General features: G+C 43.2%; 26 protein-coding genes. 15 read left to right on the forward strand and 11 right to left on the reverse strand.

The genetic code is table 11. From position 1 onward, the window contains the following. The first annotated feature begins 163 nt into the window (after nucleotides 1–163). Nucleotides 164–979 (forward strand): hypothetical protein, encoded by an 816-nt coding sequence (locus Q0R52_RS24925; protein ID WP_295800130.1) that lies wholly within the window; start codon nucleotides 164–166, stop codon nucleotides 977–979. Between the two features lie 187 nt (nucleotides 980–1,166). Beyond that, nucleotides 1,167–3,095, forward strand: coding sequence for a 1-deoxy-D-xylulose-5-phosphate synthase (gene dxs / locus Q0R52_RS24930; protein WP_295800133.1), 1,929 nt, complete (start codon nucleotides 1,167–1,169; stop codon nucleotides 3,093–3,095). A gap of 88 nt (nucleotides 3,096–3,183) precedes the next feature. Here dxs and Q0R52_RS24935 read toward each other — a convergent pair whose 3' ends face one another. Both Q0R52_RS24935 and gmd read right to left on the reverse strand, forming a co-directional pair. After that, nucleotides 3,184–4,794, reverse strand: coding sequence for a gliding motility protein RemB (locus Q0R52_RS24935; RefSeq protein WP_295800136.1), 1,611 nt, complete (start codon nucleotides 4,792–4,794; stop codon nucleotides 3,184–3,186). 17 nt (nucleotides 4,795–4,811) lie between these two features. Further along, nucleotides 4,812–5,948 (reverse strand): GDP-mannose 4,6-dehydratase, encoded by a 1,137-nt coding sequence (gene gmd, locus Q0R52_RS24940; RefSeq protein WP_295800140.1) that lies wholly within the window; start codon nucleotides 5,946–5,948, stop codon nucleotides 4,812–4,814. Between the two features lie 121 nt (nucleotides 5,949–6,069). On the opposite strand from gmd, the gene Q0R52_RS24945 reads away from it, so the two are divergent. After that, entirely contained in the window at nucleotides 6,070–6,237 is a 168-nt protein-coding gene (locus Q0R52_RS24945) for a hypothetical protein (RefSeq protein WP_295800142.1), read from the forward strand. A 174-nt stretch (nucleotides 6,238–6,411) separates the two neighbouring features. Here the strand turns inward: Q0R52_RS24945 and Q0R52_RS24950 are convergent, their stop codons facing one another. Both Q0R52_RS24950 and Q0R52_RS24955 read right to left on the reverse strand, forming a co-directional pair. Beyond that, complete coding sequence (locus tag Q0R52_RS24950; protein WP_295800145.1) at nucleotides 6,412–6,720, reverse strand: type II toxin-antitoxin system RelE/ParE family toxin; 309 nt, start codon at nucleotides 6,718–6,720, stop codon at nucleotides 6,412–6,414. After that, nucleotides 6,702–6,944 carry a hypothetical protein gene (locus tag Q0R52_RS24955; protein ID WP_295800148.1) on the reverse strand — a complete coding sequence of 81 codons (243 nt, stop codon included), beginning with the start codon at nucleotides 6,942–6,944 and terminating at the stop codon, nucleotides 6,702–6,704. Before Q0R52_RS24955 ends, Q0R52_RS24950 begins: the two co-directional genes overlap by 19 nt. Nucleotides 6,945–7,078: 134 nt before the next feature. Between Q0R52_RS24955 and Q0R52_RS24960 the strand changes: the two genes are divergently transcribed. Further along, a complete protein-coding gene (locus tag Q0R52_RS24960) occupies nucleotides 7,079–10,243 on the forward strand; it encodes an ATP-dependent DNA helicase (protein WP_295800150.1) in 3,165 nt (1,054 codons plus the stop codon). Nucleotides 10,244–10,369: 126 nt separating this feature from the next. Then, nucleotides 10,370–11,722 (forward strand): M28 family peptidase, encoded by a 1,353-nt coding sequence (locus Q0R52_RS24965; protein WP_295800153.1) that lies wholly within the window; start codon nucleotides 10,370–10,372, stop codon nucleotides 11,720–11,722. An 81-nt stretch (nucleotides 11,723–11,803) separates the two neighbouring features. Here the strand turns inward: Q0R52_RS24965 and Q0R52_RS24970 are convergent, their stop codons facing one another. Genes Q0R52_RS24970 through Q0R52_RS24980 form a run of 3 tightly spaced genes read right to left on the reverse strand, consistent with a single transcriptional unit; the run spans nucleotide 11,804 to nucleotide 13,722 of the window. Next, a complete protein-coding gene (locus Q0R52_RS24970; protein ID WP_295800155.1) occupies nucleotides 11,804–12,619 on the reverse strand; it encodes an ABC transporter permease in 816 nt (271 codons plus the stop codon). A 6-nt stretch (nucleotides 12,620–12,625) separates the two neighbouring features. Continuing rightward, a complete protein-coding gene (locus tag Q0R52_RS24975; RefSeq protein ID WP_295800158.1) occupies nucleotides 12,626–13,525 on the reverse strand; it encodes an ABC transporter ATP-binding protein in 900 nt (299 codons plus the stop codon). Then, entirely contained in the window at nucleotides 13,519–13,722 is a 204-nt protein-coding gene (locus tag Q0R52_RS24980; protein WP_252788667.1) for a hypothetical protein, read from the reverse strand. The genes Q0R52_RS24975 and Q0R52_RS24980 overlap by 7 nt, the downstream gene beginning before the upstream one ends. A gap of 307 nt (nucleotides 13,723–14,029) precedes the next feature. Between Q0R52_RS24980 and Q0R52_RS24985 the strand changes: the two genes are divergently transcribed. Further along, nucleotides 14,030–14,932, forward strand: a complete 903-nt coding sequence (locus Q0R52_RS24985; protein ID WP_295800161.1) for a sensor histidine kinase — start codon at nucleotides 14,030–14,032, stop codon at nucleotides 14,930–14,932. 1 nt (nucleotide 14,933) lies between these two features. Further along, nucleotides 14,934–15,674 carry a LytTR family DNA-binding domain-containing protein gene (locus Q0R52_RS24990; protein WP_295800164.1) on the forward strand — a complete coding sequence of 247 codons (741 nt, stop codon included), beginning with the start codon at nucleotides 14,934–14,936 and terminating at the stop codon, nucleotides 15,672–15,674. A gap of 49 nt (nucleotides 15,675–15,723) precedes the next feature. Here Q0R52_RS24990 and Q0R52_RS24995 read toward each other — a convergent pair whose 3' ends face one another. The 4 genes from Q0R52_RS24995 to Q0R52_RS25010 are packed head-to-tail and all read right to left on the reverse strand — an operon-like array spanning nucleotide 15,724 to nucleotide 18,617. Then, the gene (locus Q0R52_RS24995; RefSeq protein WP_295800167.1) at nucleotides 15,724–16,479 is read right to left on the reverse strand and encodes a lysophospholipid acyltransferase family protein; all 756 of its coding nucleotides are present in this window, start codon (nucleotides 16,477–16,479) and stop codon (nucleotides 15,724–15,726) included. A gap of 58 nt (nucleotides 16,480–16,537) precedes the next feature. Continuing rightward, complete coding sequence (locus Q0R52_RS25000; RefSeq protein ID WP_295800170.1) at nucleotides 16,538–17,098, reverse strand: NUDIX hydrolase; 561 nt, start codon at nucleotides 17,096–17,098, stop codon at nucleotides 16,538–16,540. Between the two features lie 51 nt (nucleotides 17,099–17,149). Next, complete coding sequence (locus Q0R52_RS25005; protein ID WP_295800173.1) at nucleotides 17,150–17,764, reverse strand: M949_RS01915 family surface polysaccharide biosynthesis protein; 615 nt, start codon at nucleotides 17,762–17,764, stop codon at nucleotides 17,150–17,152. Nucleotides 17,765–17,801: 37 nt separating this feature from the next. Further along, nucleotides 17,802–18,617, reverse strand: a complete 816-nt coding sequence (locus tag Q0R52_RS25010) for an alpha/beta hydrolase-fold protein (protein WP_295800176.1) — start codon at nucleotides 18,615–18,617, stop codon at nucleotides 17,802–17,804. Nucleotides 18,618–18,797: 180 nt separating this feature from the next. On the opposite strand from Q0R52_RS25010, the gene Q0R52_RS25015 reads away from it, so the two are divergent. The 8 genes from Q0R52_RS25015 to Q0R52_RS25045 all read left to right on the forward strand — a co-directional run bounded on the left by Q0R52_RS25015 (nucleotide 18,798) and on the right by Q0R52_RS25045 (nucleotide 25,486). Further along, on the forward strand, nucleotides 18,798–19,505 hold the full coding sequence (locus Q0R52_RS25015) for an alpha/beta fold hydrolase (RefSeq protein ID WP_295800179.1): 708 nt from the start codon (nucleotides 18,798–18,800) through the stop codon (nucleotides 19,503–19,505). After that, nucleotides 19,454–20,488 (forward strand): hypothetical protein, encoded by a 1,035-nt coding sequence (locus Q0R52_RS25020; protein ID WP_295800182.1) that lies wholly within the window; start codon nucleotides 19,454–19,456, stop codon nucleotides 20,486–20,488. The genes Q0R52_RS25015 and Q0R52_RS25020 overlap by 52 nt, the downstream gene beginning before the upstream one ends. Nucleotides 20,489–20,493: 5 nt before the next feature. Then, nucleotides 20,494–21,573: a hypothetical protein gene (locus Q0R52_RS25025; RefSeq protein ID WP_252788675.1), complete on the forward strand. Its 1,080-nt coding sequence runs from the start codon at nucleotides 20,494–20,496 to the stop codon at nucleotides 21,571–21,573. 79 nt (nucleotides 21,574–21,652) lie between these two features. Continuing rightward, the gene (locus tag Q0R52_RS25030; protein WP_295800185.1) at nucleotides 21,653–22,750 is read left to right on the forward strand and encodes a carboxylate-amine ligase; all 1,098 of its coding nucleotides are present in this window, start codon (nucleotides 21,653–21,655) and stop codon (nucleotides 22,748–22,750) included. Between the two features lie 8 nt (nucleotides 22,751–22,758). Then, nucleotides 22,759–23,595 (forward strand): GMP synthase, encoded by an 837-nt coding sequence (locus Q0R52_RS25035; protein WP_295800188.1) that lies wholly within the window; start codon nucleotides 22,759–22,761, stop codon nucleotides 23,593–23,595. Between the two features lie 39 nt (nucleotides 23,596–23,634). Beyond that, nucleotides 23,635–23,919 carry a nucleotidyltransferase domain-containing protein gene (locus Q0R52_RS25040; RefSeq protein ID WP_295800190.1) on the forward strand — a complete coding sequence of 95 codons (285 nt, stop codon included), beginning with the start codon at nucleotides 23,635–23,637 and terminating at the stop codon, nucleotides 23,917–23,919. Nucleotides 23,920–23,977: 58 nt separating this feature from the next. Next, a complete protein-coding gene (locus tag Q0R52_RS29405) occupies nucleotides 23,978–24,244 on the forward strand; it encodes a HepT-like ribonuclease domain-containing protein (protein WP_366520945.1) in 267 nt (88 codons plus the stop codon). A gap of 45 nt (nucleotides 24,245–24,289) precedes the next feature. Next, on the forward strand, nucleotides 24,290–25,486 hold the full coding sequence (locus Q0R52_RS25045; protein ID WP_295800192.1) for a hypothetical protein: 1,197 nt from the start codon (nucleotides 24,290–24,292) through the stop codon (nucleotides 25,484–25,486). The last annotated feature ends 99 nt before the right edge of the window (nucleotides 25,487–25,585 follow it).

Here is a 25,585-nt window from a genome sequence, read left to right on the forward strand (position 1 = left end):
TAAAGAAAGATTTACCTGCAGCGCGGCTTTGTGCCCCCAATAAAGTGGCCTATTGTAACAAAAATTCTCCAATTACAGTATAAGTGCGGGTTGTTGCAAAAATCCCGGGATTTCTTAGCAACAAAGGACTGATAAATTATTGTGCCACTTGAAACAAGACTACATGAAGTTAAATTATACCCGCATTATACTGATGGCAACTGCAGTTGTATTTTTTTATACAGCATGTAAAAAATCGGAAACAAAGCCTGCGGCGAATACTGCAAGCCTTACCGATACGTCAACTTCTAAAATTGCATTCAGCCTGATGCAGGGATTAACTGGTGCATATGGCGGCACTAATATTAACGATGGTGTTAAGGCAGAGTCGAACATAACCGACGGACAGAACAACGGCGCTATCGTATTTAAGAAAGTTCCGTTATGCGGATTTACCATCGACACCACCTTTAATACCAAAACAAAATCGGCCGATACCAGTAAAACCTTTTTCGGCAATTTTAAATTTGTATATACCTGCAGCACCGACAGGCCCGACGGCTACCTTACACATGATAGCGTAGTCCGCGTGGCTGTTTCTCCGCTGCTTAAAAATACGTTTACGGCAGCACAGGACTATACCGTAAAGGCGCTGGATACAACCTATAAGCTTGTTTCAACCAGTGGGTCGATACTATCCGTTACAGACAATGCAATATATAAGGACGGTTTTTCGGTAGGTTATGACTACAACTACAACAGCTATAAACTGCGCGGCCTAAAAATTGATTTCACAAAAGGCAGCGCCGACATAATAACCGGAGTTGCTGAATTTAAAAGCACCACCAGTTACCTGCATCCCGGCGATAAACAGGTAACAGAAGTGAGCAATACAGGTACAATCACTTTTTTGGGAAACCACAAAGCCAGGCTGCACCTTAACGAGAAAAACAAGTCGTACTCGGTTGATCTGCTTACCGGCGTTGTTACCGCCATTTGATATAGTCCTAAGTCTTGAGTCGAAAGTCCAAAGTCATTGTAGTTTTTCACTTTGGACTTAGTACTTCAGACTAAAGACTTAACAATATTAACATCCCCCCGTCATTGTGCATTAATTATTCAAAAAGGTAGTATTTAATTTATAATAAATTGCCGTACTTTGTGGGTTAAACATTGTAAGGACTTAAATGCAGGTACCAGCAGGTAATTTACTACAAAAAATAAACACCCCTTCTGATTTAAAACAGCTAAAAGAGGATGAATTAAAGCAATTGTGCCAGGAATTACGTCAGTATATAATTGATGTGGTTTCGGTAAACGGCGGCCATTTTGCCGCCAGTTTAGGCGTTGTTGAACTAACCGTTGCGCTGCAATACATATTAAACACCCCCTACGACCAACTGGTTTGGGACGTTGGCCACCAGGCTTACGGTCACAAAATTTTAACAGGTCGCCGCGACCAGTTTCATACAAACCGCGTTCATGGCGGCATCAGCGGTTTCCCAAAACGATCTGAAAGCGAATACGATACTTTTGGCGTTGGGCACTCATCAACTTCAATTTCCGCGGCATTGGGCATGGCTGTTGCTTCGCACTACAAAGGCGAGACCGACAGGCAGCATGTAGCTGTAATCGGCGACGGATCTATGACAGCGGGGATGGCTTTTGAGGCTTTGAATCATGCAGGCATCGAAAACTCGAACCTGCTGGTGATATTGAATGATAACAACATGTCGATAGACCCTAACGTAGGGGCTTTGAAGGAATATTTAACAGATATTACTACATCAAAGCCTTACAATCGCTTCAGGGATGATATAGCTAATGTACTTGCCAAAATTTCGGCTATAGGGCCTGATGCTTTTAAAATTGCACAAAAGCTTGAAAAAAGCATTAAAGGCACTTTACTTAAAAAGAGCAATTTTTTCGAGGCGCTTAAATTCAGGTATTTCGGACCTATTGACGGACATGATGTGGAGCACCTGGTAAAAGTATTGCGCGATTTGCGCGACATTCCCGGCCCCAAGCTGTTACATTGTGTTACCGTAAAAGGCAAAGGCTATGCACTGGCCGAAAAGGACCAAACCAAATGGCATGCGCCCGGCTTATTTGATAAGATAACCGGCGAAATAAAGAAATCAAAATCGGACAAGCCGCAGCCACCAAAATACCAGGACGTATTTGGACGTACCATTATAGAGCTTGCCGAGCAGAATCCTAAAATAATGGGAATTACCCCGGCAATGCCATCTGGTTGTTCATTAAACCTGATGATGAAAGCCATGCCGAACCGCGCGTTCGACGTTGGCATTGCGGAGCAGCATGCCGTAACGTTTTCGGCAGGTCTGGCATCACAAGGTTTGATTCCATTTTGTAATATTTACTCCAGTTTTATGCAGCGTGCATATGACCAGGTAATACATGACGTGGCCATACAAAAACTTAACGTGGTATTTTGCCTGGATAGAGCCGGTTTAGCCGGTGCCGACGGACCAACACACCACGGCGCTTACGATCTTGCTTTTATGCGCTGTATACCGAACATGACGGTATCAGCCCCTATGAACGAAGAAGAGTTACGTAATCTGATGTTTACCGCCCAGCAGGACGATATGGGACCGTTTGTAATCCGCTATCCTCGCGGTAACGGTGTTATGGTTGACTGGCAGCGCCCGATGAAGGCCATAAAGGTCGGCAAAGGCCGCATGGTTTGCGATGGAGAAGAAATCGCCGTATTGACAATAGGTGCAATAGGTAATGAGGCCGTTAAAGCAATAGCTGAATTAAATACCGAAGGCTTTTACCCCGCACATTACGACCTGCGTTTTGTAAAACCGCTTGATGAGGCGTTATTGCACGAAGTTTTCCAAAAATTCGATAAAGTAATAACCGTTGAGGACGGCTGCCTTGAAGGCGGCATGGGCAGCGCAGTACTTGAGTTTATGGCCGATAATAACTATAAGTCCCAGGTAGTCCGCTTAGGCATACCTGACCAAATTATTGAGCATGGTGAACAACCCGAGCTATGGGCCGAATGTGGCTACGATGCCCAGGGCATAGCCAAACAGGTTAAAAAGTTAGGTATCAAGCAGAATAAGCATATAATAGCTTCTTAATCAAGTCTTAAGTCAGTAGTCGATAGTCTTAAGTCAAAATCAGTTCGGACTTAAGACTATCGACTCAAGACTGACGACTTTAGACTACTCAATGCGCTTTATAACTCGCCAAATCGTTATACAGGCCGCGGAATGAGCTGCGCAGGCCGATAGTCACCATAGAGGTTTTGTCTTGGAACTGGCTATTTTTTTCGTTCCTGATGATCCCACCAAGCTCAATTCGCAGGTTATATTTAGGGTTTAACAAGTAGGCTATTTTACCTTCAACATAAATCATGTTAGTGGTTAAGCCCTGGCCGATGTAGTTACCCGTAAACTTTGCCGGGTTACCATAGTTCTGGAACGCATCTTTTCCATAATTCAATCCGTCGATATCCAAACCATAGTGACCGTAATCCACTTCGCCCGAAAAATCAAACCTCTTGTATGAATAGTTTAACAAACCAACAAATTCCCTGAAATTGGCACCCCAGGGATGTGCCAGCATTTCCCCATTTTCGGTATAGCTGATAACAGGTCCGCGTTCCGAATAGGTGTATGGTTTTGAAGCATTCGTTTCAACCAGGTAGTTAAGCCCGGTTACATTAAACAGGTTTGCGCCCCTGAAACCCAGCTGGTAACTATATTTATTTCTCGAGCTACCTTTGCTTGAAAAAAAGCTTGAAGATTCAAACTCATCTAAAGCAAATTGTCCATATGCAGTAATACCATCGGTAATTTTATACTTGCTGGTAAAGCCAATCAGGGCATTATCCGGAGAGCCGTTTAAAGCTTCAACCGGCCTTAGGAATATAATAGGGTTTACGTACGAAAAATCGAATGGTCTCGAGTGACCGGCATCGTCTTTATTATACCAGATAACAGCGTCAAAAAAGCCAACCGAGAAGCGGTTACTAACGTTCCAGTCCAGATAATGAAAAACCCCGCCTTTTTTACGGTTATTACCCGCGGCGTCTAAATCAACCGGATCGGTAAAACTGGCCCACATGGCCATGTACCTTACATTGCCAAGGGTTGCCGTTAACCTAAAAAACGGGTAAGGCGATGCAGCGTCTGACAGTAAAAGCGAACGGTAGCCATCGCCAATAAATGTCTTGTCGCGCCCGGCCGAAATATTCAGAAAGCTGGTGGGCGTATACGATGCGGTTGCTGTTATATAATCCCAGTCGTATCCGTTTGCTTTATAAACTTTGGCGTAAGCCTGCCCGGGTACAATTCCGGTTTGGTTAATATAAGTAGCCAGGTACGGCGGTACAACGGCACTATTTTCGTACCCTGCTACATAATAGCTGAATTTATTTCCAAACGTACCGCCAATCTGCAAACCAAGCGACACGTTGTTGGTATTCAGTTTATTCGAAAAATCCCTGCCGATGGCAAAATCGGGCAGCAAGTCAGCGTAAAACGTGGAGTTCGGGCCTTTGTAATCAATTAAATGCTCGTTAAATAATTTAGCATAAACGCCGCCGTGCGATTTGCCATCGCTGCCGTAATTCATTAAAGAATCGTAGCGGCGTTTAATCACGGAGTCGTCAGCAAAAAACGGCCTTAGCGAACTGTGCTGCCTGGTTTTGGTTGAATAAACATCGGCATTAAGTTTTTGATAAAACTGGTACGAATACTGCTGATATATTGATTGAGACCGGGCTGCGCCAGCCACAGTTAAAAATAACAGTAAAGCACCAAATATTTTCTTCATAATGCCGGTATTAGTTTTTATTCAAAGTAATTAAGCGTTTTAAAGCCGCCCTTTTTTAGGTAGTCATCCTTTTTTACCATGTGCAGATCTGATTGAACCATGTCGCTCACCAGTGCCTGCAAATCGTACTTTGGCACCCATCCAAGCTTTTCCTTTGCCTTGGTAGCATCGCCGATCAACAAATCAACCTCGGTAGGCCTGAAATATTTTGAATCGATTTTTACTACTGTTTGCCCAAACTTTAATGCATCGGTATTAAGGCCAAGTTCTTTCGCTTTTTCTTCGTCAATGTCAATAATCACACCGCGTTCGTTTTCGTCCTTCCCGCTAAATTCAACCTCAATACCCAAATCGTTGAACGACATTTTTATAAATTCTCTTACAGTGGTGGTTACGCCTGTGGCAATAACAAAATCTTCCGGCGTATCGTGCTGCAGCATCAGCCACATGGCTTCAATATAATCTTTCGCATGGCCCCAATCGCGCTGGGCCGATAGGTTACCCACATAAAGGCAATCCTGTAAACCCATAGCAATTTTTGAAGCTGCCCGGGTAATTTTACGGGTAACAAATGTTTCGCCGCGCACCGGGCTTTCGTGGTTAAACAATATGCCGTTGCAGGCGAACATGCCATAAGCCTCGCGATAGTTTACGATTATCCAATACCCGTAAAGCTTTGCCACCGCATACGGCGAACGTGGATAAAAAGGTGTGGTTTCGCTTTGTGGCACAGCCTGCACCAATCCGTACAATTCGGAAGTTGATGCCTGGTAAATACGTGTTTTCTTTTCAAGCCCCAGCAGCCTTACGGCTTCCAATATCCTCAGCGTACCAATGCCATCGGCATTAGCGGTATATTCTGGCGTATCAAAACTTACCTTAACATGGCTTTGTGCGGCAAGGTTGTATATTTCGTCCGGCTGAATTTCCTGCACCAGGCGTATTAAATTAGTCGAATCAGTAAGGTCGCCATAGTGCAATTTAAATTTCACATTGGGCTCATGCGGGTCGTGGTACAGGTGGTCAATCCTGTCAGTATTAAATAACGACGAACGCCTTTTAATGCCATGTACCTCGTAGCCTTTTTTTAGCAAAAACTCCGCTAAATATGCACCATCCTGCCCGGTAATGCCTGTTATTAAAGCAATTTTCATTAATGAGTGTGATGTAATAATTATGTAGTTGCAATATTATCCAATTTAATTGTAAATGTGGGTATGCGGGGGTGCGGTTGGGCTGATTTTTTTATTTGCAATAATCAAAGTACATTTGATTATGAACGAAAAGTCATCATCTTCAATTCAGAAAAATCAGGTCAGAGATTTTTGGAATGACTTGCCGGAACATGTAAAAGCCGGAATAGAACTAGTTCAAAAACAGGCTGCCGACGGCAAGCTTACACCACAAGATGAGGTGATGAAAAAGTATGCGAAGTGTTTATAACCGATGAGAGGGAAAACAAGAAAATCGATACAACTAAAAAAGATTGGGGTGACGGTTTTGAGAAAGAACTATAGAAGAGAAGCGAAGAATTTGCTGAAGGAACGGTTAAAACTTATACTTGGGAAGAGACTAAGCAGGCAGCCATAGAAGCTGCCATGAATAAAAGGAAAAATATTAATCTTTAATTATCTCGAGCAGCTTTTCTGGGTCTTGCCGATTATCCCAAAAAGCGGTAATTATTACTTCATTTTCGTTAAACTTGTATAAAAGGCTAAAATGCCCCATCGCTGAAATTCTTGTTTCAGGATATTTGGTAGCTATAAAAGCCTCGGGGTATTTTCTGATTACTTTAACTCTTACCGCAATGAGTTTTATGAGTTTTTCTGCGTAGGCCGATGACCCATTTCTCACGGTCCAGTATCTAAAAATCTCGCGCCGTTGCCTAACGGCGGTTTCAGTCCAGACTATCTTCCTTTTAGCCACGCCAAATCGTCTTTATCTAGCTGCTCTTGTGAAATCAACCTACCCATTTCGATATCTTTATCACTAAGTTGCAACATAGTAATCTGTGCTTCTTTGAGTTCGACTGTCGCATTATTTTCTACACTTTTGTCAATTAAACTATTTAACGCAAGTAAATATTCCTTATTTGAAATTGTGAGGAGTTTATCAATTAAATTATCCCTTAAAATGTCTACTGTTGCCATATACCAAATTTACATAAATGTCCGATTTAATCAAACAACATTTAAAAAGCCCGGCAAATATTTAATCATTGACACGTAACATTCCCCTTACTCCCTTTCTATCTCCACTAACCTTTTGTTACCTTTACTTTATAATGGTTCCATCTACCCCCAACAAATACAACGAAAAATTTCAGCAGGCAATAGCTCAGCTTAACCCCGAACAATTGGCCGCCGTCAATAAAATGGAAGGCCCTGTTTTGGTTATTGCCGGGCCGGGCACGGGCAAAACGCAAATACTGGCTGCCCGCATCGGCAAGATATTAACTGAAACAGATGCAAGCGCCCATGAGATTTTGTGCCTTACCTATACCGATGCCGGCGCGGTCGCCATGCGCAAACGTCTTTTTGATTTCATCGGGCCTGATGCTTACCGGGTTAATATTTACACCTTCCACGCTTTTTGTAACGAAATAATACAGGAGAACCTGGACTATTTCGGCAAACTGAGCATGGAGTCGCTGTCGGACTTGGATGGCGTGATGCTTTTTAACGAGCTGATTGACGAGTTCCCGAACGACCACCTGCTAAAGCGTTTTACCGGCGAAAAGTATTACGATGCCCCCCGTTTAAAAAGCCTGTTCTCCACCATGAAAACGGAAGCCTGGGACGAAGCGCATATCGAAAAAGCGGTAAAAGAATACCTGGAGGATCTGCCCAATCGCGAAGAATTCATCTACAAAAAAGCAAATATCAAAGCAGGTATAAAGGCCGGCGACCCAAAGCAGAAAGACATAGATAAGGCGCACGACCTGATGAAAAAGCTGCTGGCAGCAGTGAGCGAATACAAGAACTTCGACAAAAAGATGAAAGCCAAAAGTCGTTATGATTATGACGACATGATTTTATGGGTGTTGAAGGCCTTCCGCGAAAACGATGAACTACTACGCCGTTACCAGGAGCGTTACCAATATATTTTGGTGGATGAGTTCCAGGATACCAGCGGCTCGCAAAATGAGTTGCTAAAATTTATGCTGAACTACTGGGAGACACCAAACGTATTTGTGGTGGGCGATGATGACCAGTCGATTTTCAAGTTCCAGGGTGCCAACATGAAGAACATCCTTGATTTTGCAAACGATTATGTAAGCACCCTGCAAACCGTTGTTTTAAAACACAACTACCGCTCAAACCAGCATATTCTTGATGTTTCAAAAGCACTGATAAATAACAACCGCGAACGGCTTACTGCACAGTTGGCGCTGGATAAAAATCTGAAGGCGGCCCATCCCCGTTTTGATCAGCTGGTGGTTTCGCCGATTATAAACGAGTATGAAACACCCGGTAAAGAACTGGTGGATGTCGCCAACAAAATAAAAGAGCTATTAAGCACTGGAACCGAACCCGGCGAAATTGCCGTGATATACCGCAATCACAGCCAGGTGGAAGAGTTGATTCAATATTTAGACACCCAGAAAATCGCTGTAAATACCAAGCGCAAGGTTGATATTTTTACGCTGCCCTTTGGCGAGAAAATCATCAATATTATGCGTTACCTGGCCATGGAGATGGATTCGCCCTACAGCGGGGATGAATTGCTGTTCGAGATAATGCACTATGATTTTTTCGACATCGCCCCTATTGAGATTGCAAAAGCCAGCTTAGCCGTAGCCAAAGAAAATTATGCCACAGCACGGAACAATGAACCCATAACCTCGCTGCGCCGCTACATCAGCGAAATAAAACTGCCGGCACAAACCGGGTTGTTTGATAAATCGCCAAATTATGGAATGAAATTTTTGGTGAGCGATATTGATTACCTGTTAAATTACTCGGCCAGCAATACGCTGCAGCAGCTTTTTCAACAGTTGATAGCCAAAATGGGCATCCTGAAATATATTATGCAACAGCCTGATAAAGGCTGGTACATGCAGGTGCTCACAAATTTTTTTGATTTTATAAAAGACGAAAGCCGCAAAAACCCAGAAATAAAACTGGCCGATATCATAAACGTCATCACCCTGATGAAGCAAAATAAAATCAGGCTTGCGCTTAACCAGGTAATATTTTCCGAAAATGGCGTAAACTTCATGACCGCACACGGCTCGAAAGGGCTGGAATTTGAACACGTGTTTTTAATTGGCTGCACCAAAAAAATATGGGACAGCAAGGGCCGTAACCACGGCTTTAGCTATCCGGATACGTTAACACAATCGTCAGACGACGACATCGCCCAAAAAGAAGAATCGCGCAGGCTGTTTTATGTGGCGCTTACCCGTGCAAAGCAACATTTGCTGATATCGTATGCCAGCCAGGATAAAAACGGCAAGGACCAGGAAGCATCGCAATTTGTGGGCGAAATTTTGGCCGACACAGATTTGCCGGTGCATCACCCAAAAATCAGCGCCGATGCCATGATGGATTTTATCGCGCTGCAATTTAATGAGGCCGATAAGCCCAGGGTTGAATTGCTCGACACCAACTATATTAACCAGTTGCTGCAGGATTATACATTGTCGGTAACCCATCTAAGCAATTACCTGGACTGCCCGCTGCGGTTCTATTTCCAGTGTTTAATAAAAGTGCCATCGGGTAAAAGTCCGGCGGCAACGTTTGGGCAGGCGGTGCATTGGGCGCTGAACAAGGTTTTCAGGAACCTTAAAGCAGATGGCAACGAGTTCCCGCTGACAGATGATTTTATGAAGGAGTTTCGCTGGTATATGTACCGCAACCGCGATTCGTTTACCAAAGAGGATTTTAAATTGCGTTTGGATTATGGCGAGAAAATTTTGCCGCCCTATTATAACCAGAATATTGAGGTTTGGAACAAAAACGCGGTTACCGAGCGCAGCATAAAAAACGTGGAGATTGACGGCATCCCGATAAAAGGCAACCTGGATAAAGTTGAATTTAACGGCAAGGAAGTAAACGTTGTTGATTACAAAACCGGCAAACTTAAATATGCCAAAGACAAATTTATAAAACCTAATAACGACGTGCCTTACGGCGGCGATTACTGGCGCCAGGCCGTGTTTTACAAAATACTAATCGATAACGACCGCACGCTTGACTGGGAAGTGGTAAGCACCCTATTTGAGTTTGTTGAACCGGTCAGTGAAGGGGAATATCATAAAGAAAAGGTGATAATAACGCCGGAAGACACCGAAACCGTGACCGAACAAATTAAAGAAGTTTATGGCAAGATTATGGCACACGATTTTAACACCGGCTGCGGCAAAAAAGAATGCGATTGGTGCCATTTTGTGAAGAGCAATTTTAAACAGATTGGCGGGGTGATGCAGGAGGAAAGTGCGGAATAAATTATTATTGAACTATAGGCGCTGTTACTCCGTGCCTCCTTTGTGATCTCTGTGGTTAATTTTCACCACGTAGACACGGAGGAGGCACAGAGGAGGCAGAGAAAAGATATTTAGGGCAAAATCAACATGAAAAAACTATTACTTATCATCCCCGCCTTTTGCATTTTGCATGCATCGGCACAAACAATTATTAAACAGGACGGCATCATTAAACAAATGGTGGAAGAGGTGTCCGCAAAAAATATCGAGGCCAATATTCGCAAACTGGTGAGCTTTAAAAGCCGCCATACACTAAGCGATACCAGCAGCAAAACCGAAGGCAGCGGTGCGGCCCGTAACTGGATAAAGGCTGAAATGGAAAAATACGCCGCAGAAACGCAGGGACGGATGACCGTGCAGTTTGACACCTTCACCCAACCCAAAGGCGACAGGATTGATAAACCCGTTCACCTAAAAAATATACTGGCAACCCTAAAAGGCACCGACCCGAACGATACCCGGGTTTACATCGTATCCGGTCACTACGACTCGAGGGTAAATGATGTGATGAACGCCAACTCGGCTGAGCCGGGCGCAAACGATTATGCCTCGGGTTCGGCGGTATCCATGGAGTTGGCGCGGGTAATGTCGAAGTGGTCGTTCCCGTCAACCATTATATTTATGTGCGTGGTGGGAGAAGAGCAGGGACTTTATGGCTCAACCAATGTTGCCAAACGCGCCAAAGCTGAGAAATGGAATGTTGACGCCATGCTGAACAACGACATTGTGGGCAATACCCACGGCATGGAAAATGATTTAAAAGATAACCGCAGCGTGCGTGTATTTAGCGAAGGTGTGCCCTCAACGGCTGCCGGAAATGAACGGGAGATACGCAGTTTAATTTCGTTGGGCGGCGAAAATGATAGCCCGTCGCGCGAGCTGGCTCGTTATGTAAAAGAAACCGGCGAGCGTTATGTTGACCATTTGGATGTAAAACTAATCTACCGCCGCGACCGTTTCCTGCGCGGTGGCGACCATGTGCCATTCCTACAACAGGGTTTTACAGCCGTGCGCTTTACCGAAATGAATGAAGACTTTAACCGCCAGCACCAGGATATCCGCACCGAAAAGGGTGTCGACTATGGCGACCTGCCCGATTTTGTTGATTTTAACTACGTACAAAAGGTGGCCCGCATGAACCTTTCCGTGCTTGCCAACCTGGCCATGGCGCCCGCCGAACCTGAAAATGTAGGAGTAGTTACCAGCGATTTAACCAACCGCACCGTATTAAAATGGGAAGCGCCTAAAGCGGGTAAAAAGCCAGCAGGTTATTATGTGCTGATGCGCGAAAGCGTTAGCCCATATTGGGAAAAGAAGTTTTATCTGGAAGGTACCGGGATATCGCTTGCTTACTCGAAGGATAATTACTTTTTTGCAGTGCAGTCGGTTGATGATAAAGGGCACGAGAGTTTGCCTATTTATCCGAAGCCGGTGCGTTGATTTTTGTAGAGACGCAATATTTGCGTCTCCCGTTTGCAAATCAGAATATCCAGAGACGCAAAATATTGCGTCTCTACAAAATTACTTTACACTCTTTTTAAGTACAATAAAGTATCCCGCTACAAAAACAGCTACCGCAACAGCAAGGCTTACCCAGGTATCTTTGGTAAGCATCTCAACAGTAAAATGCGGCATAGCAGATGGGTGATTATCTCCTCCTTTAGTACTTTGTCCAAATGCTTTCATAGCCATCATTGGATGAGAGTAAGGGAAAAGATAAGCATAGGCCCATCCATTTCCGGCCAGGATACCTCCTGTGATGGTACAGATGAATCCAATTCCCATCGGTTTTAAAAAATCGCTAAATAAAAGACTTAATAAAAACTGGATAGATAGAATCCCTAAAGAAGCAAGGAAAAACTTAAAGTATATCTGGGTTAAAATACTTGCAATGCTATACTCACTAAATTTTAACGATGGTTTCAATATCCCCAGGAAATTACCAAAGCCGAGTGTAAATAACACAAACAGCGCCAGGCAAAGGAACAGGAGAAAAAAGGCATAAAAGTATTTAGCAGCATAAACTGATAGTTTCGGTATAGGCAGACTAAAAATAGTTTTCCATGTATCTGCTTTATGCTCGAGGCTATTCACTGAATACGCAATAAAAATGATGAGCATGGGCATCAGTAACAACCCCATTACACCTAATATTGGTGCGGCAAATTTAAGCCAGAGTTCCATACCGGAATTCTTCATCAAATCATCACTCTTTGCAAAAAAGCCAATGAATACAAACAGGCAAAGCAGGAACGGCAACAAAACCGCACTCCAAAAACCCATTGTTTTGCGGGTTTTGTAAAATTCGGACCGGAACGATAATATAAATCCTTTCATAATGGCTTAGGCGTGTTGGGTTATGGCTAAAAATAATTTTTCCAGGTCCTGCTGTTGCTTATTAATGCTATAAACCGTATAGCCGTTTTGGTTAAGCAGGGCGTTTATTTCGCCCATAGTTTCTTTCGAAGTGAAGGGTACAAATACGCAATGGTCGTTAACTTCAGCAACGTCAATATTATTCTTCTTTAAAAAATTAGCGGCATCAACACTTCGGTCGGTTTCAATTTGTACAGATGGTTTGTTTAATGCTTCCAGTTCCTGAATACTGCCCTGGAACATCAGTTCGCCAAAATTGATAATACCAACATGGGTTGCCATCTTTTGAATTTCGGCCAGCAAATGGCTCGATATAAAAACAGTCTTTTTATATACGCTGGTTAGTTTTACCAGCAGTTCACGTATCTCTATAATGCCATTTGGATCGAGGCCGTTGGTCGGCTCATCCAGTATAAGCAGCTTGGGGTCGCTTAACAAAGCCAATGCAATACCAAGACGTTGTTTCATCCCTAACGAGTACTGGCCTGCTTTTTTGTGGGCTGCTGTTGTTAAATGCACTAAATCAAGCATTTCATCAACCCGCTTTTCACCAACACCTAATAACAGCGCCCGGTTCAGCAGGTTTTCTTTGCCGCTCATGTGCAGGTAAATAGCCGGCTGCTCAATCAGCGAACCTATTTGCGACAGTATTTCTATGCGGTTGCTTTGCAGCTCTTTTTCAAAAATATGAATGCTGCCTTCCTGCGTTTTTAGCAGGTTAAGCAGCAATTTTATAGTGGTGGTTTTACCGGCGCCGTTTGGGCCAAGGAAGCCGTAAATACTTCCCTCCGGAACTCGCAATGATAGTGACTTAACAACCGTTTGGCTGCCAAATGTAAAGGTTAGGTTTTGGGTACTAATTACCATACTTTTTCTTTAGCTATGGCGCATACAGTTTTTACCAAACTAACGCTTTTATAAAAAAGCGAGGTCGCGTGTACTGAGGTACCAACAATAGTTTGCCTTTTTTGTTGAAACTGGTAACTTACACCCATTATAAGGGCAAAAAATACCGGTACCAGTAAAAGTATAAAAGGATTCGAGTTTTTGATAAGCGTTTTCATCGTGATTGCTTTTGATGATACAAAGGAATATCAAAAAAACAACCCGCTAAAATCATTTAGACCAACACACAGGATTCATAGATAAACAAGCTAATACCCAAAGCAACCCGTTCGTCGGGTTTTAAAGCCAGTTTATCGACAAAACTTTGTGCTATATATAATATAAATGCTTTAACCCTGTGTAAATAGTATCTTAGAAGTGATGAAAAAAAGCTGGCAAATATTTTGGCATGTGTTTATTTGGGTTCTCATAGTCTGCTTTTTTGGGTATATTATTCACGCTAACGCTAAATTAAGTACCACCTATATGCTGGTGCTTTTACTGTATAGCGTTATAGATATCAGCCTGTTTTATGTTAACTATCTGTACCTGATACCAAAGTTTCTTAATAAAAAACAGTACGGCAAATATGCCATCGCCATAGTTGTGGCATTGGTTTTATTTGGCGTTGGTAAATATGGCCTTGGATTGTTTTTAAAACCTTATGTATTAATGCATGGTAAGGTTGAGATGGGTTTTGGCGAGTTTTTTTTAAGCACCACTGTTACCAACATCATATTTTTGCTACTAAGCGCTGCACTAAAATTTACGGTCGACTGGTTTTTAAACGAACGCATTCAGCGCGATCTCGAAAACCAGCGTTTAAGCGCCGAACTGGCTTTTTTAAAGTCGCAGATAAACCCCCATTTCCTGTTCAACTCGTTAAACAGCATTTATTCGCTGGCTTACCAGCGTTCAGCCACTACGCCCGATGCTATTTTAAAGCTCTCGGAAATTATGCGTTATATGCTTTATGACTGTAACGATAACAAGGTTGATTTGTCTAAAGAGCTACAATACCTTCAGAATTATATCGACCTGCAAAAAATAAGGTTTAGCGACAAGGCGTATATTGATTATAAGGTTGAAGGTAAAATTTTAAACCAGCAGATAGTGCCTCTGCTGCTGATTGCATTTATTGAAAATGCCTTTAAACATGGTGTGGCCAACAACCCGCTTACCCCTATCAGGTTGTTGATTGATGTTGACGAGGAGCACCTGCATTTTTATATGCAGAATAAGAAACATACCAACAATCGTGATGCCTCGGGCGGAATTGGTTTGAATAATGTTAAACGCAGACTAAATTTGTTGTATCCAAATAAATATAATTTGGATATACGCGACGAAGCGGACACTTACACAGTTGAATTATCATTAGTTTTATAAAATGATTAGATGCCTTATTGTTGATGACGAGCCTTTGGCATTGCATATACTGGAAGACTATATTTCAAAAATTCCGTTTTTGAAATTAGTTAAGGCCACTACCAACCCAATTGAAGCGCTAACCCTGGTGCAGGAAAAACTGGTGGACCTGGTTTTCTTAGACGTGCAGATGCCCGAGCTAACCGGCATACAGTTTTTGCGCATTGCCAACGGCAAGGCAAAGGTTATTTTAACTACCGCCTACCCGCAATATGCGTTGGAAGGCTATGAGCTTGATGTTATCGACTATTTGTTAAAGCCGATAGCATTCGACAGGTTTTTTAAATCGGTGCAGAAGGCACAAGGGGTGTTACAACCTGCCGCCGCCCCTATTCAGCCGGAGCCGGTACAGCACCAAATTCAGCAACAGCAAAATGACTTTTTAAGCGATTTTATCTTTGTAAAAACCGAGCATAAAATCCAGAAAGTATATTTGAACGACATCCTTTTTATCGAAGGGTTAAAGGACTACATCTCGATATTCACCCCCGGCGAACGCATCATCACCCTGCAAAATATGAAGAAGATGGAAGATGCTTTGCCCGAGAAGAATTTTATCCGCGTGCATAAATCGTACATCGTATCCATCAATAAAATTGACAGTATAGAACGTAGCCGAATTTTTATAGGCGATAAAGTGATACCTGTTGGCGATACTTATCGGGAAGAGTTTTTTAAGATTATTGACGGGAAGAATATCTAGACGAAGCCCCCTAACCCCCTGAAGGGGGAACAGCTTCGCCGGCGGCTTTTTACTCCCCTTTAGGCGCCGGGGGCTGGCCGAGTTGCTTCCTTATCTCATCCTCCGCCTGCAACACAACATCATCAGCTTTCCTGCCTTCCATTTCAATAGCCGGCAGTACCGTCCACGACATGCTTAGGAAGGTATTTAACGGAAACTTGCCATACCGCACCATTTTCCATGAATTATTGATGGCAACAGGCACTATCAGCGCTTCGGGACATTTTTTTAGCAACGTGGCAACACCAGCAGCCCGGAATCTTTTTACAACCCCATCCGGCGCGCGGGTGCCTTCGGGGAATATCATTGCCGACCAGTGTTTTTCTTTCATGTCGATGCCCAGCCTGCCGATTTCGGTTAAGGATTGGCGCGAGTCGTTACGGTCGATGTTGGCGGCGCCGCCGTGGCGCAGGTTGTAGGATATAGATGGGATGCCTTTGGCCAGTTCAATTTTCGAGATGAATTTTGCGTGGTATTTGCGAAGAAAATATATCAATACCGGTATATCGTACAGGCTCTGGTGGTTAGCAACAAATATCATTGGGCGTCCCTCGGGCAGGTTTTGCTCGTTTACGAATGAGACGGTGTTGCCAAGCAGGTAGTAGGTACCCACCAGGAAAAAGTTTAAAACATCAACAGAACGCTTGTGCGCCTGGTAGCCAAACCAGTTAAAACATATCCATTGTATGGGATGGAAAATAAGAAGCACCAACCCAAAAGCAATGTAATGGATTGGCGTTAAAATGATGCCGAAAAGTCTTCTCATAAAGTGGAGCAAAATTAGGAATTTTGGTTGATTAAGTTGGATTAGCTTGATTGAGTTTTTACAACCGGCCTTCCAATATCAACAATTGCACCCGTAACACCGCAGCCACCGTCATGGCATCGGTTATTTCACCGTTACAAACCATGCTGTACAATTCGGTAAAGGGTAATTTTTTTATTATCAATTGCTCAGTGTCTTCCGGTTCGGCCTCAAACTGTTTTAAACCACGGGCAACGTAGAGGACGCTTAATTCATCACTTACCGAGTTGGATAAATGCAGGCGCTGCAACTCCGTCCACGTATCGGCTTTAAGGCCTGTTTCTTCCAGCAATTCGCGTTTAGCCGAATCCAACGGGTCGGTGCCAACAGGGCCGCCACCTTCGGGCATTTCCCAGCTGTATTGGTTTATCGGAAAGCGGTGTTGGCCTACCAGGTAAGTATTCATTTCATCATCAAGCGGTAAAACCCCGATTGCAAGGTTTTTAAAATGCACTTTGCCATAAATACCCGGATTGCCTGATGGATTGATAACCTTGTATTCAGTTAAACTTATCCAAGGATTATCGTACTCAACTTTTTCGGCGGTTATTTGCCAGGGATTATCTTCGGGGTGCTGCATATTATTTAGATTGAACCAGTAAAATTAAGCTAAAAGGCGATAGCACCTTAGTTATTTTGCATTAAGCATCATGTGAAAGCTCTGGTCTTTGGCTAATTTGTCCCAATACCGGGTTACGTAGGCTTTTACAGCTTTGGGCAACTCGTCGAAAGATTTATCCATCGTCAGTTCCGGCTCATCGCTGTCGCTGTCAGGTTCGTAAGCCCTGATAGCGTATTTTTTGTTTTTGTAGTGCAGCATCAGCTTCCAGTTCGTACCTACGAACTTTTCCTTCGGCTTCTCTATCCAGTAACTATAAACGATTATGGTTTCATAAACGCCATCTTTGTCTATATCTACAAACTTGGTGTAATCGTCGGCCATGCCAATTTCAGATTCTGCAAAGTCCTTTATCTGCCAATCCTGCGCATAGGCACCGTTTATTTTGGTATAGGCTGTGCAGAAAAAGTTTTTACCTTCTTCGGTGGCGGTAGCCAGCAGCAGGTGCTGTCCCGCAGCATCTTTATATTCGTAGCATTCCTGAACTTTCCCTTCAAATTTAACCGGGATGGGAGCTTTAGCCGGAACCGTATCATTAGCCTGTATGGTTTTCACATACATTTGGGCATCGCTTTGCTGCACCGCAAGTGTTATTGCGGCTGTCAGCACAAAGAAGAGTTTATTCATTACTAAGGGGATTCGGTATAAAGCTACAAAATAGCCCTTACCTTCCAAAAGCCCACATCAAAAACTTAGGCATAGCTTTGGCCCAGGTTTCGGTATTGTGGCTGCCGCCTACCATTTCAACATATTGAATGTCAGCAGGGCGGCTAAAGCCTTTATCTTCCAGCTCTTTTATCAGGTCGACAGTATCGTCGATCGAGTCAATTATCCCGTTTTTGTTGCGGTCGCTGGTTTCGTCTTTAGTTCCGGTTTGCAGCCAGATTTTTATGCCGGGTTTTACAGCAGTATTCCGAACAATGCTATGCATGATACGGTCGCTTTCGGAGTAGCCCTTAGTCAAATCCTTGCTTCTCCACCAAAACGAGCCGGAGAACACACCTGTTTTGTCGAACAATTGTGGGTTACTCCAGGCAATGTCAAGCGCAGACAATCCGCCTAATGAAAAACCGGCAAAGGCCGTCGAACTAAATGTCTCGATGCCGGTAAGTTTGGTAATTGCCGGCAATAGTTCAGTTTTAATAAATTCGGTGTATGGGGCTGCCTTTGCGCCGCGTTTTTTAAAATCGGGCTTGCCGGCGGTGCCATATTCCTGCAGGCGTTCGGGGCCGGCATGTATAGCAACTACCAACACAGGTTTTATCCTGTTTGCATTTATTAAATCTTCCAGGGTGTCCTTTAACTGCAGGCTTTCAATTTCCTGGCCGTCGTTAAGCAGCAATAAATTAAGGGGTTCTGTTATTTCGTTATCTTCGGGCATCAACAACGTGCAGGTTACATCGCGTTTCAGCACGTCCGATTTTAGGGTGATATTATTTTCAGTGATAGCTATCTCCATCTCAAGCCAGCTCGCGTACATCTCTATTAGTATTAATTAAAGGCGCGAATTTACGGTTAACATTTTACAATTTCATAATTTGGCCATTTGATGATTTGAAAATGACCGTTTTAGTTGAAAAGATTATTCAATGTTTAATTTTCAAAACCATTCATTTTCAAATTATTTCCTATCTTACATTCATAAATAAATTAAAAAGATTTGGTAGAAAAATATCACCGCTGGTATTCCCAGAACCTTGGGCTTGATGTAGAGATGCTGGTTTTTGGCGACCGCGGCTACCCTATCATCCTGTTCCCTACATCGCAAGGGAAGTATCATCAAAATAAAGATGAGGGGCTTATTGAAAGCGTGCGCTGGTTTATTGACGAGGGCCTGGTAAAAATTTATTGCCCCGATAGTTTCGATTGGCTTACCTGGTACAACAAAGGCGTTCATCCCCTGGAACGGGCAAACCGTTATAACTGGTACGATAAAATGCTGAACGAAGAGCTGGCGCCCTGGGCCATGCACGAAACCGGCGTAGGCAAAGTGGCCACAGCGGGCTGCAGTTTTGGTGGCTATCACGCGGTTAACTTTGCACTAAAGCACCCTGATAAGGTTGGCAACCTGTTCAGTATGAGCGGGGCGTTTGATATTAAGCAATTTATGGACGGCTTTTACAGCGACGATGTATTTTATAATAACCCTGTTGATTATTTACCCGGCAGCAACCTGGCCGATTTATGGCACATGAATATTATCCTGGGCACGGCTGAGCATGACATTTGCCGGGAAGATAATAACCGGCTGTCAAACATTCTAGGGCAAAAGCATATTAACCATTGGTTGGATGTCCGCCCGTTTGCCAGTCATGATTGGCCGGTTTGGCGGGAGATGTTTCCACATTATTTATCGACGATAAAGTAGATATGCGGAGGCTTGTTGTTATTTGGTTGTTCTTTGAGATGTTGGTTTCTTTTAAAGCAGATGCGCAGAAAAAGCGCTTCGCCGATTTTTTTAACGACATACTTGCTATCAAAGAGTTTAAAATAAATTCGACATTGACTGATGTTAAAAATCAAAAAGCCATTGGGCACAATCTGTCTATGTTTAGTAAGGAAAACGAACAGAGTACATATTTTACAAAAGACGAAAATATTGTACTTAATGGAATTGGTTCATTTGATGATGCTACGTTGATGTTTGAAAACGACAAATTAAGTAATATAACTTTAGAGTTAATTGATGAGGGGTTTGGCTGGCAATATAAACAGGCATATCAAAAATTTAAGGCCTTTTATGGCGAACCAGAAACAAAGCCTTCTAAAACCAATCCGGCGTACAGCGTGTATACCTGGCATGAGGGGGACATTGAATTAAAGTTAAGACCGCTTAAAATCTCGTTTTTGATAAGCTATGGAAGGAAAATTGAACAGAAAAAATATTGGGTGCAGAAGGACAGGAAAGGAAAAGGCAATGGATCAATCCAACTCAGTTTAATCTCTTTGGAAAAATTGGCTACAACATCGTTAACTGTTCCGGAATTTGAAAGCTATCTAACTGAATGGAAAACAGTAGGCGCAAATAATCGCGCTTTAGTTGGATTAGCAGTTAAGGAAAATTTCATAATTCCACCTGAATTTGATATCACTTATCAGTTAAATGATTTTAATATCACTGTGAACGTAAGGGATACAACAAAAAAAATCATAGGAGATTATGAGTTCAATAAAATTAAAAATGCAAGTCTTATAACCGCGCTGAAAAAGAATCTGCTAGCTTCAGATTATAAAATTAAAAAGGACCAAAGAGATCCTAAAGGAGATATATACATTAACCGAACAAAAGGAATCGGCGTGATAATAGACAATGAAAATAAAAGCGTAAGCATATTTTACCATAAACACTAACTACCATGAAAAAAATAGGCATATTATTCGGACAGGAAAAATCATTCCCGCAGGCATTTGTTGACCGCATCAACCAAAAAGCCGAAAAAAATATAAGCGCAGAGTTTGTGCGCATTGACAAGGTAATGCAGGCCGAGCCGCAGGGCTACGCAGTAATTGTCGACAGGATATCGCAGGATGTGCCTTTTTACCGGGCCATGCTAAAAAATGCAGCCATAACCGGCACGGCGGTAATTAACAACCCGTTTTGGTGGAGCGCCGACGAAAAGTTTTTTAACAATGCGCTGGCGGTTAAAATCGGCGTGCCGGTACCTAAGACGGTGATACTGCCCTCAAAAGACCACCCGGATGATACAACCGACCAATCGTTTCGCAACCTGGCCTACCCGCTGGATTGGGAAGGCATTTTTAAATACGTTGGCTTCCCGGCCTATATGAAACCGTTTGACGGCGGCGGCTGGAAAGAAGTTTACCAGATAAATAACCTGGACGAACTTTGGGATAACTATAACAAAACCAAGCAATACGTAATGATGCTGCAGGAAGAAATAATTTTTGAAGATTATTTCCGCTGCTATTGCATCGGTGGCAAGCATGTACGCATTATGCAGTACGAACCGCGTAACCCGCACCACTTACGCTACGAACATGGCAAAGCCCCGGCAGAGAAAAAACTGCTGGAAACCGTAAAAAACTATGTAATAAAGCTTAACAAATACCTGGGCTACGATTTTAACACGGTTGAGTTCGCCATTCGTAACGGCGTGCCGTATGCTATTGATTTTTGCAACCCTGCCCCCGATGCCGAAGTAACCAGCGTTGGCCAGGACAACTTCGACTGGGTAGTTGAAACGGCAGCCGATTACGCCATCGAGCGCGCCAAAAAGCAGAAAGACGACAGCGATAACCTTACCTGGGGCGAGTATGTAAAAACAGGCGCTGCCGGGCATCACCTTTTATCATCAGAAAAAAAGGTGGAGAAGAAGGCTGACAAAAAAGAAGTAAGCAAGGGAAGTATTGACCATGGTATTGCGACTGAAGGAGAAGTGAAAGTTGCAAAGCCGAAAAGGGCAGTAAAAAAATAACGATGAGTTATCCATAGCGATGGGTTTTAAACCCATCGCTATGGATAATAAACAAACCAATTATAAAGGCTAAATAAAGATGAACGAATTTACCTTAGGTGTTGAAGAAGAATTTATGGTGGTTGACCCTGTGAGCAGGGAGCTAAAATCGCACGACCAAAAAATTGTTGACAGCGCGCAGAAGATACACGAGGACCAGGTAAAGGCTGAAATGCACCAGGCCGTGGTTGAAGTAGGCACCCATATTTGCCACAATACAACCGAGGCCCGTAAAGAGGTAGGCAAACTGCGCGGCACTGTAGCCATGCTGGCCGGCGATATCGGCTTACGCATAGGCGCTGCCGGCACACACCCGTTTTCGCACTGGCAGCACCAGCTGATAACCGACCACCCGCGCTATTTTGAAATTGTGGATGAGTTGCAGGAAGCGGCTCGTTCCAACCTTATTTTCGGGCTGCATGTGCATGTGGGCATACAGTCGCGGGATATGGCCATTCATATTGCCAACCAGGTAAGGTATTTTTTGCCGCACGTTTATGCATTGTCGACCAACTCTCCGTTTTGGGAGGGACGTAATACCGGTTATAAATCATTCCGCACCAAGGTGTTCGATAAGTTTCCGCGTACGGGTATTCCTGACTATTTCAGCAGTATCGAGGAGTATGATAATTACATCAAGCTATTGGTAAAAACCAACTGTATCGATAACGCTAAGAAGATATGGTGGGACATCCGCGTGCACCCGTTTTTTGAGACCATCGAGTTCCGTATTTGCGATTGCCCTATGCTGATCGATGAGACCATGACGTTTGTGGCGCTGTTCCAGGCGCTGTGTGCTAAATTATATAAGCTGCGCCTGCAAAACATGTCGTTTATCAGCTATAATCGCGCGCTCATTAATGAAAATAAATGGCGGGCAGCACGGTACGGCATCGACGGTAAAATGATTGACTTCGGCAAGGAGATGGAAGTAAACACCCGTTCGCTGATATTGGAACTGCTCGATTTTATTGATGACGTTGTTGACGACCTTGGTTGCCGCGACGATTTGAACTACGTGCACAAAATATTGGAGCATGGAACCGGGGCCGACAGGCAATTAGCAGTTTACCAGCAAAATAATAACTTTGCAGACGTTGTTGACTACATTACGTCGCAAACGTTAAAGGGAATATAATTTTTAAGATGATACAGACAGATAAGCCGGAAATCAAAGTTGCCATTCTTGATTTTTACGATGGAATTGCAAACGAGGGCATGCGTGGTTTCCGCGAGATTTTAGACAGGTACAAAGTAAAGAACGAACTGAATTTAAGCTACGAGGTATTTGACGTACGCAAGAAAGTTGAAGTACCCGGCACCGAATTTGATATTTATATTTCCAGCGGCGGCCCCGGCGATCCGATTGAAAGCGAAGGCAGCGAATGGGAGAAAAAATATTTCCAATTGGTTGATAAGCTGGAAGATCATAACCTGTCGAACACCTCGCAAAAAAAATACGGCTTTTTTGTTTGTCATTCATTCCAGTTAATGTGCCGCAAATATCAATTGGGCCATATAAATATGCGGAAATCACCGTCGTTTGGCGTGCTGCCGGTTAATCAAACCAGCGCAGGCAGAAATGAGCCTGTATTCGAAAATATGGCAGACCCGTTTTACACGGTCGATTCGCGACTTTGGCAAGTGATAAACCCGGATGAAAAACGCTTTACCGAATTGGGTATGCAATTGCTGGCTATTGAAAAAGAACGCCCGCATGTTGATTTACCAAGGGCAATGATGGCCATCCGTTTCAGCGATTACTTTTTCTCGACCCAGTTCCATCCTGAAGCTGATGCAAAAGGTGTAAAATCGTTATTGCTGAAAGAAGAAAAAAAGAAAGAGGTAGTAAGCGAGCACGGCATTGATAAATACAACGAAATGCTGGAACGGCTGGAAGACCCTGATAAAATAACACATACCCAAAATACCATGATCCCCAACTTTTTGGACCAGGCTATTTTGAGTTTGCAGGAAGCCTGAGCCGGGATTAGGGAATTTGAAGGATTAAAATGATTGATTATGCAGGAGATTGAAAAATACAAACAACTAATTCTACCTGTGTTAAAACGGTACTTTATTAAACGAGCCGCTATTTTTGGCTCATTGGCAAAAGGCCGGATGAAAGCAGACAGCGACGTTGATTTACTGATTGAGGCCGGTGATGGCTTCACACTTTTCAATATGTTAAACCTAGAGGAAGAAATTTCCGAGTTAACAAAACGGAAGGTTGACCTCGTTGAATTCAGCGCACTTAAGACATCCATCAGGGCGGAAGTACTATCGTCTGCAATTACTATTTTATGAGCCGGTCGGACCAAGTTTATTTGCAGGATATCCTTGAATCTGTCAAGATGATTCTGGCATATATAGACAAAAAACTGAGCTTGAATTTGTAAATGATTTTATGCTACAAGATGCGGTAACCCGCAGGTTTGAAATTATTGGTGAAGCATCTACCAAGATATCAGAAACTTTAAAAACACAACATCCGCAAATACAATGGCGGTTAATGAAAGGGATGAGGAATAAGCTAATACACGAATATTTTGGCGTTTCGCCCGTCACGATTTATTCCACCGCTAAACTTGACCTCCAAATTTTAAAAGAGCAGATTGAGAAAATTCTATAGTTGACGACGTATTTTTTATTCAAAAACAAAAATCCGAATTTTCACATGAACCCTAACCTCAGAAAAACATACAACGCAAATTTCACCCCCGAAAAGTATAAAAACTTTATAGGTGATTTAAACGAGGGCCTGCGTGAGCCTATCGCCTTCCGTGTGGCTGAAACACCTATTTTTTTGACTGATGATTTCAGGGATAAGTTAATTGTGGCAGGTAATGACATCGTTAAAACCATCCTGCAACCCAATTTTAAAGAATTAACTGAAAGGGCGGTCCCCGAAAAATGGCGGGTAGCTAACGAAAACGATCATCCGCATTTTCTTGCTTTGGATTTTGGGGTTTGCAAGGATAGCGCAGGCAATATTGTCCCCAAGCTGATAGAATTGCAGGGCTTTCCCTCCTTATATGGGTTCCAGGTAAACCTGGCCGATAAGTTTCAGGATAACTTTGATATCCCGGCGGAACAAACTATTTTTTTTAGCGGATTAGATAAAGAAGCGTATATCGATCTGCTTAAAAAAACAATTGTTGGCGATTTTCAGCCCCAGGAAGTTGTTTTGATGGATGTTAATGCACCGGAGCAAAAAACGGCAGTCGATTTTTACCTCACCCAAAAATTCATTGGCACACCGGTAGTAGCGCTGGCTGATTTGGAACAGCAAGGGAACCAGCTTTTTTACCGTGTAAATGGCGAAAAGCAACGCATCAGACGTATTTACAACCGGCTGATATTTGACGAAATTGAAGCCGACCCTGATATATTTAATAAAGTGGTGGACATAAAACAACCACTTGATGTGGAGTGGATAACCCACCCCAACTGGTTTTACCGCGTAAGCAAATTTACCATGCCGTTTTTAAACGGCGATTATATCCCAAAAACACAGTTTCTGCACCACCTCAAACAAATCCCTGTTGACCTGGAAAACTATGTACTAAAACCGTTGTTTTCATTCGCAGGACAGGGTGTTATCATCGACGTAACAGAAAATGACATTAAAAACATAAATGACCCTGAGAACTGGATATTGCAGGAAAAGGTAAATTATGAGCCGGTATTACAAGCGCCGGATGGTGGTGTTAAGGTTGAGATCCGGCTGCTTTATTTATGGCCAAATGGTGATGAAAAACCAACGCTGGCTATCAATTTAGCACGTTTAAGCCGCGGGAAAATGATTGGCGTGCGCTATAACCAGGATTTTGATTGGGTTGGCGGAACGGTGGCGTACTTTTCAGTTGATTAGAGATTGGAGGTTAGAGATTAGGAAAAAACATCAAGACGATGTGAGTCTGTGAACTTCTTAAGTCAATCAACTAACCTCTAATCTCCAACCTCCAATCAC

The organism is Mucilaginibacter sp. (assembly GCF_025359345.1).
Lineage (GTDB): Bacteria > Bacteroidota > Bacteroidia > Sphingobacteriales > Sphingobacteriaceae > Mucilaginibacter.